Here is a 14243-nt window from a genome sequence, read left to right as displayed (position 1 = left end):
ATAGTAGAAAACTAGAATTTTTGGAGCAAAAAAAAATCCGTATAATATTGATTATACGGATTTTAAGAAATTTTAGCAGAAATTATTCTATTAACAATCTTTTAGAGATTTGACCAAATTCGCTTTCAATAAGTACTAGATAATTAGCACTTTGCAGTGCTGAAACATCAATTGTTTTGCTTTCTCCCATTTCATTCAATCTTACTTGTTGCACTGATCTGCCCGTAATATCATAAATAGTCATGTTTGTTAACATTACATTTTGTGGGTTGCTAAGTATAACAAAGTTGGTCGCAGGATTAGGATATAAAACTACGGTTGTCAATGCTATTTCCGGATTTTCATTTCCTAATAAATCATTCACCGTCAAAATGAAAGTACATTCATCTTCAAACCCATTATTATCTTCTGCTGTGAGGGTAATGGTATACATTCCCTGCGGAAGTGCCGTTCCTGGATTTGGGTCTTGATCTGTTACCGTGATTGGGTTTGTACAATTATCTGTCGCCGTAGCTTCGCCTGTAACGAAATAATCCGGTAAAATATATGGTCCGGTTGAAATTACAGTTTGGTCTGCAGGACACATAACTTGAGGTGCCAAATTATCAATCACATTAACAAAAGCTGTACAACTATCTGTCACTCCATTTGCATTAGTAACGGTAAGCATTACCATTACCGGAGTGCCTATGTTACTGCAATCAAAGGTGTCAATATCAAGTGTTAATCCATCCACACACCCAGCTCCCGTTGAACCAGCATCAATTGCTGAGGGACTAATGGTTGCCATACCGTTTTGGTCTAAGGGAACCGTAACATTTTGGCAGATTGCATTTGGTGCTATAATTTGTTGTTCTACGGTTACATTTGCGATACAAGTCGATGTGTTTCCGTTTACATCGGTTACTGTAAGTGTAACCATATTTACACCAACGTTTGAACAATCAAAAGTATCTATATCAATGGTCACTGTGTCAATGCCACAATTATCAAAACTCCCTCCATCCACATCTTGAGGGGTAATGCTTGCCATTCCGTTAGTGTCTAATAGAATAGTAATGTCCTGACAAACGGCATCTGGCGCGATGTCGTCAACTACTGTAACTACAGCTGTACACATTGAAATGTTTCCGATATCGTCGGTTACTGTTAGCGTTACATCATTGGGTCCTACATTTGTACAATCAAACATATCGATATCTATTGATGTCGTTACGTTTCCGCAGTTATCTGCACTTCCTCCATCCACATCGGTTGCTGTAATTGTTGCCATTCCTGTCGCGTCCAGCATTACAGTTATGTCCTGGCAAACTGCCGTTGGAGCTACATCATCAACAACGGTTATGTCAAACGTACAGGAGTCGCTATTGGTGCCATCATCTGCAATAATGGTAATTGTTGTAATTCCAATTGTAACAATTGTTCCTGCCGCAGGAGTTTGTGTTAATGTAATAGAGTTACAGTTATCGGTAGCCGTTGCAAGTACAGTATAGTCTGGAATTATAAATTCGCAATTAGTGTTTACACCTTCGGTTTGGTCTGCAGGGCATGTAAGAGAAGGTGTTAAATTATCTTCTACAGTAACTTGGCCTGTGCAGGTAGATGTATTTCCAGCATCATCTGTCACTGTTAATGTTACAAGTACCACACCTGGTGGGGGTGGCGTAGTTGTAAATGCTGCAGTGGGAAAAGGATTTGCTGCCGTAGCATTTGTAGTTTCTCCATCGAGTGCATTGATACCGCTAAAAATCCAGTTTGCATCATTAAATATACCTGCGTTGGTTGGTTGGTCATTCACTCTATATACCCATCCATCAAGGTATTCCCAAGGTTGTCCTGTACCATCTGTATTAATGTCCCCAAAGGTGTCTATGACAGCCCCGTTAAAAAATAACTCAATAGCATCATTACCATTTACGTCTAGTGCACTATCAGTATATGTGGGAGGGAAGCCAAAGAAATCTGTAAATCCGATTGCTTCGCTTGAAACATAAATGAAATCGCCAGCGGTTGCTGAAACAGCAGGGAATGTAAATTCTTCTCCATCGGTTCCACCTCCATTGTTAGCAGACCCTAAGCCATAAAGCGACAGGTCTGCAATATTTTCTTGTACCTTTAATTCAATTCCTTTTGGAGTTCCTCCAGCAAGTGGTCCATCATAAACACCAGTAATTAATAAAGGTAAAAGTGGGGCGGGGGTGGGGTCCAGATCTGCACATGTAAAATCAGTTTGAGAAACTGTTAGTGTGACATTTCCGCAGTTATCAGTACTTCCTCCGTCAATATCTGCAGCTGTAATAGATGCTTCACCATTGATGTCAAGTTCTACCGTTATATTTTGACATATCGCAACCGGATCAATATCGTCAACAATCATCACATCAAAAGTACAGTCAGTCGTATTTGCGCCATCTTCCAAGGTGAGTGTAATTGTTGTTGTTCCTGCAGTGACTATAGTTCCTGCTACTGGTAATTGTGTTACGGTGGTCGAACCATCACAATCATTCTCCACTGTTGCCAGTGAAGTGTAATCTGGTAGTATGAATTCACAAGATGCGTTTGCAACTTCAGTAATATTTGCCGGGCAAGAAATAGTTGGGGCTTCGTTATTTTCTACTTCAATATCAAATGAACAGCTAGTGATGTTTGTTCCATCTGAAACTATAATTTCAACAGAGGTTGTACCTATGCTTACTATAGTTCCCGGAGCTGGATTTTGCGTAATTGAAACTACACTACAATTATCATTTATGACTGCCAGTGGTGCGTAATCTGGAATTATAAATTCGCAAGATGCATCTGCGTTTTCTGTTTGATTTGCTGGGCATGTAATGATGGGAGCGATGGTATCTATAACACTAACCTGAGCAGTGCAAGTGGCCATATTTCCTGAATCGTCTGTCACTGTTAAGGTAACATTTATTGAAGTTCCTGTTGAAGGTGTTACGAAATAAGTCCCTATCGGAAATGGATTAGCAGCTGTTGCATTTGTGGTCTCTCCATCAAATACATTGATACCACTATATGTCCAGTTACTAGCTACAAAAGTTCCCCCGTTTGTTGTTTGTTCGTTCATTCTATACGCCCAGCCGTCGAGGTAGTCCCAAGCTTCGCCTGTTCCATCTGTATTGATGTCTCCAAAAGTGTCTATAACCGCACCATTGAAAAATAATTCTACGGCATCATCCCCATTTATTCCCATGGCACCGTCTGTATAATCTGGGGCAAAGCCGAAAAAGTTTGTAAACTCAACATCTTCACTTGAAACATAAATATACTCTCCAGCATTTGCCGAAACAGCGGGGAAGGTAAATTCTTCACCATCTGTTCCGCCACCGTTGTTTGCAGAACCTAGTCCGTACAAAGATAAATCTGCAATATTTTCTTGAACCTTTAATTCTACTCCTTTTGGAGTTCCACCTGCGAGTGGCCCATCATATATTCCAGTAATTAATAGGGGAGATACTATTGTTGCAGGGGCAGTTATATCGGCACAGGTAAACATGTTTTGAGATACTGTGAATGTTACATTTCCGCAGTTATCAGAACTTCCACCATCAATATCGGCTCCTGTGAGTGTTCCCTCGCCATTAGCATCTAGTTCAACGGTAAAGTTTTGACAAATTGCCGTTGGTGCAATTGAATCTTCTACAGTTACAATAGCAGTACAAGTAGCTGTGTTTCCAACACTATCGGTTACTGTTAAGGTAACAGTATTGGGCCCAATGTCTGCACAGGTAAATGTATCTATGTCAACAGATAATGTTACAGGTCCATCAGGGTCGGACGAACCATTATCAATATCTGCGGGTAGAATAGTAACAGAGCCTGTTCCATCGAGTTGTACGGTAATATCTTGACACATTGCTGTTGGTGGTGTATCTTGTAAAAGAACCACATCGTTACCATCACCTCCATTGTAAATAATAACAAACGATTGACCGTTAAGTATAATTTGTGAACCATTGGGCAAACCATTAAAAGTACCTGTTACAAAGTCAACGTCGTCATTGTCAATTAACGTGAGTACTGTTGCTGGAGGCATAGGCGTTGTTACGTTATCAACAATATTAAGCGTAGCATCTGTAATATCTACCGTTCCTAATACCGTTAATTGGTCATAGTTAGTTCCTGCAGTAGGGCCATTAATTGTAACAATGAATTCGTCTCCAGCAGAAAGAAATGTATTCCCTGAAATAGGCAATTGTCCGACTAAATTAAACCCAGCACTAAATTTTCCATTGAAAGTTACCGTGCTTCCCTCTAATAAGGACGTAGGTGGAATTCCCGCAGCCGAAATAAATGGTCCTGTTACAGCCGTTACCGTAATTGGACCACCAGACATAATTTTAGAAATAAAATCTATAATACCAATTGCGGGAGTTGATGTGTTTTGCGATGTTCCCGAAACCTCAATCGCGCCCGTATTTGAATCTTGAAATAGTGTATTGTTTTCAATAATTATTCCGGAGTTGTTATTGCCTGTACCTGCACCTTGGCCCATTAACGAAATGCCACCTCCAGAAGATTGAATGGTTGCATCGTTAAATCTTAATCCAAAATTAGTATTATTGGCATTTGCTCCTTGGCCTGAAAATGCAATAGATCCAGTACCTGTGGCTTGAACAATAGCTTCAAAAATGCGTGCGCCTTCATTTGCATCTCCAGGACCGTTTCCGCCAGTTCCGTTGATAGAAATGGCACCATCCACAACGCTAATCAATGTTCCGGGTGAGGTAATTTCCAATCCAAAATTTGATGTTGTACCAGAACCACCAATACCTGTAATGTTAATGTCTCCATCATTTATTGCTGAAATTTCTGCTGTATCACGAATACTAACTCCGATGTTAAAATTAGCAGTCGATGTAGCATTTCCAGTTCCGGAAATAGAGATATTTCCTCCATTGGAACTTACTTTTACATTTCCGCCAAGAATTTCAACACCCCTGTTAACAGCATTTCCACTACCTGCTTGACCTGCAATCGTAATGTTACCTGTTGTGAGGTCTTCTATTATAGATTGGTCGACAACTGTAACGCCTTGATTTAAAGTCCCTGTAACATTTCCGGCAGTTCCATCAAGAGATATACCACCGCCATTTGATCTTACAATTGCGTTTGTTGTTATGTTAATACCTTGGTTATTATTAACGCCATTTCCCCCCACACCAATAATAGTGATAGCCCCAGACCCAGTATTTATTACTTGCCCATTCGTAAGGGCAATTCCATAATTTGAGTCTGTACCACCAGTACTCACACCCACACCGTTAAGGTTAATATTTCCAGACCCCGTAGTTCTTACTTCACTGTTGTTTAAAGCGATGGCATCAGTATTAACTCCAGTTAATATTCCTGCCGAATTTGCGCCAAAATTAATATCCCCATTTTCTGCGGAAATGAGAGCACCTGAACCCGCAAAAATATTTTGAGTAGCATTGAACGTTATATTTCCATCCATGGTTGTTGAAACATTTTGAGCGACTTCAATTATTTGCGCATTAATGTCGTAACTACCTGTACCAATTGAAGTGGGGTTGGTATCAAATCTCACCAAATCATTTGCTCCAGCATTCACTATTAAATCTGCATTAAATGAAGCATCCATTGATTTTACAAAAATCACATCGGTCATATTCCCTCCATTTATGGTAAGTGACCCAGTAGGATTAGGTATAACTGTATTTTCAAAAGTTGCTCCATTATCAATAATTTCAATTTCTCCTGCGATTGCACTATTCTGTAGTGACGCATTATTATTAACACCATCTGGTAGGTTAATAGTAGTGTTTATGGCGTTTCCGGCATTAATAGGTTCTAATCCCGTAAAAGTAATGAGCGATTGGTCTAAAGCTATAAAACCGTTATTGCCATCTTGACCCGGAGGAATGTGGGTAATTTCCTGATTTGTAAAATAACCATTGATGTTTAAAAAATCTCCAGCAGTGGTTTTTTGTCCTTGTCCATTAAAAATAATTGGAAAGGAAAACGTATCCTCATCAAAATTTATTTCCAGGCTGTCATCACCATCACCACCATTGATGATAAGCTCTGTAGTTTCTGATATTTTCTGCTTTAAAACTTCTTCACAATTCAAGTTTACTATGAGATTGTCATCTTGATACTTTACGACGATATCGTCATTAGAGATAGTTCCTTCCACAATAGTTTTAATGTATGTTTCACACTCGTTAAAAGTAAGGGTCGGCGTTGATATCTGGTCTAATTTCAGCTGTGCAAAAACTGAGATTGAAGAAATGAGTGCAAGTAGTAATGTAATTTTTTTCATAACATAAATATTAGGAGAGGTACTGCAATATAAAGATTAACATTACTTTAAGAAATAGGTAGTTGTAATTATTTTTATTATTTCGGTTAACTGAAATAAATGGGGGTTAAAATAAAATTATGGAATGCTAATTTGTGCTATTTTAAAGTAAATGGAACTACTTTCCGAAGAAAAAAGAAACCCCGTTAGTTGCCTAACAGGGTTATGTTTATTACAAGGAATTGTTTAATTTCTAGAAGGATAGATGCCTTCCAGTGCGATACAATAATTTATCACTAAATAAGGATTTCTACTTTGTACCGGATTGCCTCCCGCGTTATTTCCAGAATTGAAAGGAGCAAGCGTTTGGCCTGCTGTTCCACCTTCTGAAAACGCACCGGCATGACTAGCTAAATTCTGGCCACCAGGCGCTGCTTCATCGCCAGCACCTGTATTAACTGGTATTGCCACAGGATGACTATGTGCAGGAATGTTAGTAGCCTGTAATGAAATAGTTTCATCACCACCTTTTTGACCTATTTTCATTGCGGTTAAGCCAGGTCCTTGTCCTTGATTTAAAGGAATACGACCTCTTAAATCTGGTAATCCAAATGTTGTTCTTCCGTCACCGCCATATTGGGTGCCTAAAAGCGAAAAAAGTGCATTGTATTGAGCAATAGAGAGTAGTTGGCCCTCGCATAAAGCCCAGCCACGGGGTGCAAAGTTAAAACCGAATGCTTGAATTTGTCCCATTAGTTGATCCAAAATCGTGAAATTTAAATTAATATTAGTTATTAGTTCTTTAAAACTACAATAGTTTAAATATTTGATTATAAGTATTTTAAGTGTTTTTTAAAACCCGTAAAAATACCTGTTTTGCAAGTGCCTATTTTTTATGTGACTTATTTTTTAGAACTTGTCATTACTATAAACCAACGAAAAAACAAACTAAATTATGAGTACCCCAAAAATGGATGGCGTTTTGCCAAAAGATGAAATTTCAATTACAGACGCAGAAAATTGGACAGCAGCATGGCAGAAAAAAAACCCTGGCCATGCCAAAGCATTTTTAATCCCTAATACAGATCTATTGAGCTTACTCGAAGAAATTGGGGTTTTGGTATCAGACGGTAAAGGAGGTTTAACTGTACATAGCAATCCTTTGGCGTATGGCATTAGAGCTTATATGGCAATTGGCCCAAACCCAGCAACTGGTGAAGAAGAAGAAAAATTAGTGTTGGTAGGTACAGTAGATGTAAAAGGTGACTATCAAGACCAAGTAGAAAACTCAAAAAACCCATTGAGAATACCTTTAAGTGGGAGTGGAGCATTTGATTTAACGAGACCTTGTCCTGTTAAATGTGATCGCAACAGCCCTTTGGTTCATTAAAAATGAATGGAATTATTAGATCGTTTTTTTGCATTAACTCTTAACTATTTTGTTGCCGCAAATATATTATTGTATGGGTATAGCGCAATTAAATTAAAGTACAATAAATCGTTAAATATCCTTACGTTATATCTAGCTTTGATTTGTTTGCATCAATTATTAAGTTCTTATTTGAGTAGTGTCAAACTGAATAATTTATTTTTATTTCATAGCTATTTAATTTTTCAATTTATTTGCCTTTCTTTTTTTTATAAAATTATGTTCAATAAATATCAGAAGATATTTGTTAATTTAATTATTATAATTGTAATAGGAATTTTATTCATCTATTATGGACTGAATGCAGAAAAATTCGAAGATTTTCACGCTCCCGAAATATTAATAGCAACCGTTCCTATTGTCGCGTATATTTTAGTACATCTATATAATTCTTTAACAACGGATGGCCTTTATTTAATTTTTACCTCAGGCTTGTTGATCTACCTCTCAATTAGCTCTTTAGTATGGATACTATATGCTGTATCAGTAGAAGATTCACGCAATGCCATTTTAGACAGAGAGACATCTGATAATATTTCTTTTATTAATGAAGCAAGTTATTTTTTATTTCAAATAGTCATTTTTCTGGAGTGGAAACTTAATATTTCAAAATGGAAAATCAACAAGAAATAGTAAACGCACTTATATATGGTATCCTGTTTACCGTTTTTCTCATGACTGGACTCATGCTGTTTTTCTATTTTTCTAGGAAAAAAATCCTTCAAAAAGAAATGGAAAAAATAGGATTGCAAATTAAATTTAAAGACCAATTATTGGAGTCTACTATTGCTACACAAGAAGAAGAGCGCCAGCGTATTGCACAGGATTTACACGATGCCATTAGTGCTAAGCTCAATGTAGTGAGTTTGACTGCACACATGATGCTGGACAGCACCACGTTGTCAAATGGCGATAGAGCTTCATTGGAGCACGTTTTAAAAGTAACCACCAGTACCCTTGAGAGTTCAAGACGTATCTCGCACGATTTGCTACCGCCGGTGCTGGATAAATTTGGGTTAAAAGTAGCACTGGAAGAACTTTTTGAAGATTTTAAAAAGACCAACGCATTTCAAATGTTGTACTCCATTTCCATAAATGGATTGCAATTGACGAAAACGCAGGAATTACACGTTTTTAGAATTGTACAAGAGCTCATTAACAACGCCACACGCCACGGGAAAGCGACTCAAATAAAATTCAGTATAACCCAAGCGCCCCATGGTTTTCAATTAACGTTTGAGGACAACGGCACAGGTTTTTCTATGGATAGGCTAGAGGAAAAAATAGGTTTGGGAATGCAAAACATAAAAAGTAGGGCAGCCATACTTCGTTGTTCCATAAACATAGAAAGTAGTGTGGGTAAAGGGACTTCTTTTATAATTGCTTCTGAAATTCCCGAGACCGAAAAATGAATGTCCACTAAAAATATAGTAAACTAGTTTGGAAAAACTCCAAAGTTTTTAAAGCGTAAAACCGTTTAGGCATAACTTCGGAAATAAATAACAGCCAAAATTATGAGTGATAAAATTACCATGGTACTTGCAGATGACGAACAGCTTTTTAGACAAGGCATGCGTGCCATTTTGACCAGAGAGGAAGATTTTGAAATCCTGTTTGATGCCGCCGATGGAAAAGATTTGATGACCCAATTGAAAGCTGCAAAAACACTCCCCCAAATTATAATAACCGACCTAAAAATGCCCGAACTCGATGGCGTTGAGGTAACAAAACTCATTCATAAAAAATATCCAGAATGTAAAGTGATTGCGCTCACGAGCTATTTTAGCAAACCCTTTGTTATCAACATGATATCCATTGGCGCGGTAGCATATTTGGCAAAAAACAGTTCTCCAAAATTGATGGTAAAAACCATCAAAGAAGTCGCTAAAAACGGGTTTTATTATGATGAACAAGTTTTACAGTTTATCAAAGATGGAGTACACAACACAAAAGTGGGGATAAAATCGAGGTTCGATAAAAACAACCTTTCGACGAGAGAGCGAGAGGTTTTAGAGCTCATTTGCGAACAATTGACCACAAACGAAATAGCCGATAAGCTCTATATAAGTCCACGAACGGTTGAAGGACATCGCAACAACCTCCTCCTTAAAACCGAAGCAAAAAACATTGCCGGTCTTGTAGTGTACGCCATAGAAAACGGTATCGTAGATTTAAGTCCAAATTATTGAAAAGCTAGTAGCCGCTAGTCATTAGCTGGTAGAAGAACGCTTCGCTGTTACATATTTGAAAGCGGCCAATAAAAAATCACCAATTCTTTTTTGAGAATTGGTGATTTTTTAAATTCCGTGTTCCGTCTAAAACTACTCAACCACCAACTGCTTTACAGCTGTACCTAATTCAGTTTTAATAACAACCACATAAGCGGCGCTTTGTAAGTTGGAAATATCAATTGAAGTATCGGTTGAGTCAAACTTAAAAGCAACAATCACAAGTCTTCCTGTGATATCGTAAATAGCAACTTCATTAATATACACCAATTGCGGATTTGAAACCATCACAAAATTGGTAGCAGGATTAGGGTACATCACAATCGTCCCAATTGAAGGTTGGTTCTCAGGACTCCCTAAAACATCATCAACAATTAAAATAAACTCACACTCTCCTTCAAATCCGTTGTTTTCTTCAGCAGTGAGTGTAATGGTGTAAGTGCCTTGTTCGAGTAGCGTTCCCGGTGCTGGGTCTTGGTCAAATACAGTAACGGGGTCTGTACAATTATCTATCGCTATCGCCTCGCCGGTGGAAAAATAATCTGGTAACTCGTATGGTCCCGTGGAAATTACCGTTTGGTTCTCTGGGCACATAACTAGCGGTGCAAGCGTATCAACAACATTAACTTGTGCTAGGCAGGTAGTTGTATTGCCGTTGTTATCGGTTGCTGTTAATGTGATAATTATCTGTTGGCCTATGTCATCACACGTAAATGTATCTCTATCGAGACTAAAAACAGTATCTGGACAACTTACATCTAGATTTCCGCCATACACATTAATTGGATTAATGGTCATGGTTCCATCTTGCCCTAAAGGAACGGTAATATTTTGACAAATAGCTTGAACTCCACTCGTGCCAATTACGGTAACGGTCGCCTGGCAACTATTTTGGTTTCCAGAATCATCTGTTACGGTCAATGTTACAATGTTTTCTCCCAGATTAGAACAATCAAAAAATGAAGTGTCGATAGTAATAGATGCAATCCCACATGTGTCTGTGCTTCCGTTATCGATATCACTTGCTTGTATTGTTGCCATACCATCGCCGTCGAGTTCAACTGTGATATTCTGGCATACTGCCGTAGGAGCAGTTTCGTCAATAATGGTTACAATAGCATTACACGTACTAGTGTTTCCGTTGTTGTCCGTCACGGTAAGTATCACTTCATTTGTACCCAAATCGTCACAGGTAAATGTTTCGATATCAATCGTTGTTGTTACGTTTCCGCAGTTATCGGTACTGCCTCCGTCCACATCGTTGGCCGTGATTGTAACGGTTCCGTTGACGTCGAGCGCAACGGTAATGTTTTGGCATACGGCAATAGGTGGAGTGGTTTCTTCTACGGTTACTGTTGCGTTGCAAGTGCTGGAATTTCCGTTGATATCTGTCACGGTTAATGTCACTGTATTAGTACCTAAATCGTCACAAGTAAATGTATCGATATCCACCGCATAGGTTGCAATCTCGCAGTTGTCGGTACTACCACCATCAACATCGATTGGTTGAATTGTAACACTCCCAGTAGCGTCAAGCGCCACGATAATATCTTGGCACAGGGCCGAAGGGACAACCGTATCTTCTACAGTGACAATCGATGTGCATGTGGATACATTTCCACTGGTATCGGTCACCGTTACCGTAACAGTATTTGGTCCCACGTTGCTACAATCAAACGTATCGTTATCGACTAAAACCGAAGCTATAGCACAGTTATCCATACTTCCTGAAGCCACATCGGAAGCAGTAATGGTTGCATTTCCCGTACCATCCAATTGAACGGTAAAATCATTACAAACAGCAGTGGACGGCGTATTGTCAACCACATCCACAATAAAAGTACATTGCGACGTTGAGGTCCCATCGCTTGCGGTCAATGTAATCGTGTTGATTCCAACAATGACTGCCGTGCCCGGCGTAGGCGATTGTGTTACTGAAACGGGACTACAATTATCCATCGCCACAGCCATTGAAGTGTAATCTGGTAGCATAAAAGAGCAATTGGCACCTGCGCTTTCCGATACATTTGGAGGGCAGTTTATTGTTGGTGGTGTTGTATCGTTTACAGTTATTGTTGCCGTACAAGAGTTCGTTGATTGACCATCATCTACAATTAAGGTTACAGTGGTTGTACCTAATGGATAAGGGCCCATGGGAGAAACTGTTAGCGTAATGGGCTGTCCTTCGGGATCAAAGGAACCATTATCAAAATCTGAAGCAGTTGCAGTACCCTGACAATTTGAATCTTCGGAAACTATTACGTCTTGGCAATTTGCAACCGGCGGAAGATTACAGGAATTTAATGGATCTGTAATCGTAACGATAGTGGTACATACCGAAATATTACCGTTTGTATCGGTTACTGTTAGTGTCACCGTGTTGTCTCCAATATCTGCACATGAAAAGTTTGTAACGTCAATTTGGGTAGTAATGCCACAAGCATCTGAAGAACCGTTATCTATATCTGCTGCGCTGATAGTTGCCATTCCGCTGGCGTCGAGGTTGATTGTAAACGGTGCCACACAGCTTGCAATTGGGTCTGTAGTATCTTCAACGAGAACATCAAAGGTGCATGTAGCACTATTTGTTCCATCATCTGCAGTGAGTGTGATTGTGGTTATCCCGATTCCGATTGCTGTTCCCGGTAGCGGATTTTGAGTTGTTGTAACGTTTCCGCAGTTATCAGAAGTTATGGACAAACCGGAGTAATCTGGAAGTATGTATTCGCAATTAACATCTATAGTTCCGTTTTGGTTTCCAGGACAGGTAATGGTAGGAGGCAGGCTGTCTGCAACTGTAACCGTCGCTTGGCAAGTAGCCATATTCAAGTCACTATCTGTTACGGTAAGTGTGACGGTATTTGCGCCTAAGTCCGCACATGTAAAATCGGTTTGATCTATTGTAAGTGTCACTGGTCCGTCTGCATCTGATGAGCCATTATCAATATCGGCGGCTACGATACTTGCCATTCCATTAATATCAAGAAACACGGTAATGTTTTGACACATCGCCACGGGATTTTGTGTGGCTAAAGGGTCTCTTCTAAAAGCTCGAGTACTTCCTTTGGGAATAGGAAATGTATCTCCTTCATTTTGATTGTAATAATCGCCAACTGCACCCGTAAGACCATCGTTACTTATCGCAGTAGCACGACCAAAGTGTTGTGCTTGTGTTTGCCCTGTGTTTTCGGCAACAATGGTTGCTCCAACTTGTACCCACGTCGTACCATCATATTCATAAAATTTTACATACCCCGGGTCTGAGAAAGAGCTACCGTCACCACCCACTAATAAGGTGTTTCCAGCTCCGTCCAACGAGACCGAAATCCCAAAGTTGTCTGAGCTATTTACTCCAAACAAACTTTGACCTCTTTGAACCCAGTCTGTTCCATCAAATTCATATACTTGGGTCATTCCAGAATTTGATCCTCCACCAGCATTACTGCCTCGGTCTCCAATTGCCACAACATTACCATTGTTGTTGATTGATACTTCATCCCCGAAAACACTTGTGTTTGGACCACCATAAATAGCTGAGCCGCGTTGAACCCAGGAAGTGCCATCAAAATCATATATTCTAACAGCCCCATCTTGTCCAGGAGACGAATCATCATTTGAAGCTCCAATAGCGACTGTAGTTCCACTATTATTGATGGACACCGATGAGCCACTGCGATCCAAAGTATCTAAACCGTTAATGGGAGCTCCTAAGAGTTGCCAAGTATTTGAAATGATTTGATAAATCAGTACACGTCCACTATCCGTTCCATTGGTGTCATCTCTTGATTCTCCAATCGCAATTATATTTCCTGCTCCGTTCATGGATACGTCTGACCCAAAAGAGTTCCCAGTATTCTGTCCAACTATCTCGTTACCTAATAGTACCCAAGTTGCACCAGACAGCGCATAGACTCTCACATAATTTATGGTTGAGCCAGTAGCACTCGCCACATAGCGCGTACCGTTATTGTTCATTTCAATAGAATCGCCAAAATTATCACTCGTTACCTCTCCATGGGTATCATCTGCCAGTGGTATCCAGTTTGTGCCATTCCATTGGTAACAGCGCACCTGCCCAAAATTTGAACCACCGCCGCTCGTAGGACTCCCTTCGTTATTAAATTTTTCGCCTACGCACAAACGGTCTCCGTTTGCGCTTAATGTGCAGGACCAACCAGAAAAATCTCCAAAAGATTCTCCATCAATGTCATCCCCTAATTGTACATATTGAGCAGAGATGAGAAATGGAAATATGTGTAGAAAAAGTCCGAGTAGTATTTTTTTTGCCATCAGTTTGTGAGGATTTAGTTTGGGT

General features: G+C 39.5%; 7 protein-coding genes. 4 read left to right on the top strand and 3 right to left on the bottom strand.

Annotated elements, in window-relative coordinates:
• Window positions 1-82: 82 nt before the first annotated feature.
• Together ACSHW7_RS09865 and ACSHW7_RS09860 are read right to left on the bottom strand one after the other, a co-directional pair.
• On the bottom strand, window positions 83-6292 hold the full coding sequence (locus tag ACSHW7_RS09865) for an HYR domain-containing protein (RefSeq protein WP_435679185.1): 6210 nt from the start codon (window positions 6290-6292) through the stop codon (window positions 83-85).
• Window positions 6293-6517: 225 nt separating this feature from the next.
• Window positions 6518-7024: a phage tail protein gene (locus ACSHW7_RS09860; RefSeq protein WP_435679184.1), complete on the bottom strand. Its 507-nt coding sequence runs from the start codon at window positions 7022-7024 to the stop codon at window positions 6518-6520.
• Between the two features lie 202 nt (window positions 7025-7226).
• Between ACSHW7_RS09860 and ACSHW7_RS09855 the strand changes: the two genes are divergently transcribed.
• The 4 genes from ACSHW7_RS09855 to ACSHW7_RS09840 all read left to right on the top strand — a co-directional run bounded on the left by ACSHW7_RS09855 (window position 7227) and on the right by ACSHW7_RS09840 (window position 9889).
• Window positions 7227-7661 carry a hypothetical protein gene (locus ACSHW7_RS09855; protein WP_435679183.1) on the top strand — a complete coding sequence of 145 codons (435 nt, stop codon included), beginning with the start codon at window positions 7227-7229 and terminating at the stop codon, window positions 7659-7661.
• A 6-nt stretch (window positions 7662-7667) separates the two neighbouring features.
• On the top strand, window positions 7668-8333 hold the full coding sequence (locus ACSHW7_RS09850; RefSeq protein ID WP_435679182.1) for a hypothetical protein: 666 nt from the start codon (window positions 7668-7670) through the stop codon (window positions 8331-8333).
• A complete protein-coding gene (locus ACSHW7_RS09845; protein WP_435679181.1) occupies window positions 8312-9112 on the top strand; it encodes a sensor histidine kinase in 801 nt (266 codons plus the stop codon). The genes ACSHW7_RS09850 and ACSHW7_RS09845 overlap by 22 nt, the downstream gene beginning before the upstream one ends.
• A gap of 102 nt (window positions 9113-9214) precedes the next feature.
• On the top strand, window positions 9215-9889 hold the full coding sequence (locus ACSHW7_RS09840) for a response regulator transcription factor (protein WP_435679180.1): 675 nt from the start codon (window positions 9215-9217) through the stop codon (window positions 9887-9889).
• A 132-nt stretch (window positions 9890-10021) separates the two neighbouring features.
• On the opposite strand, the gene ACSHW7_RS09835 is transcribed toward ACSHW7_RS09840, so the two are convergent.
• Window positions 10022-14218: an HYR domain-containing protein gene (locus ACSHW7_RS09835; protein WP_435679179.1), complete on the bottom strand. Its 4197-nt coding sequence runs from the start codon at window positions 14216-14218 to the stop codon at window positions 10022-10024.
• Window positions 14219-14243 lie beyond the last annotated feature (25 nt).

Source organism: Patiriisocius sp. (genome assembly GCF_051252435.1).
Classification (GTDB): Bacteria; Bacteroidota; Bacteroidia; order Flavobacteriales; family Flavobacteriaceae; genus Patiriisocius.
Note: the sequence above shows the minus strand (reverse complement) of the source record. Positions and strands in the feature narration are given on the sequence as shown.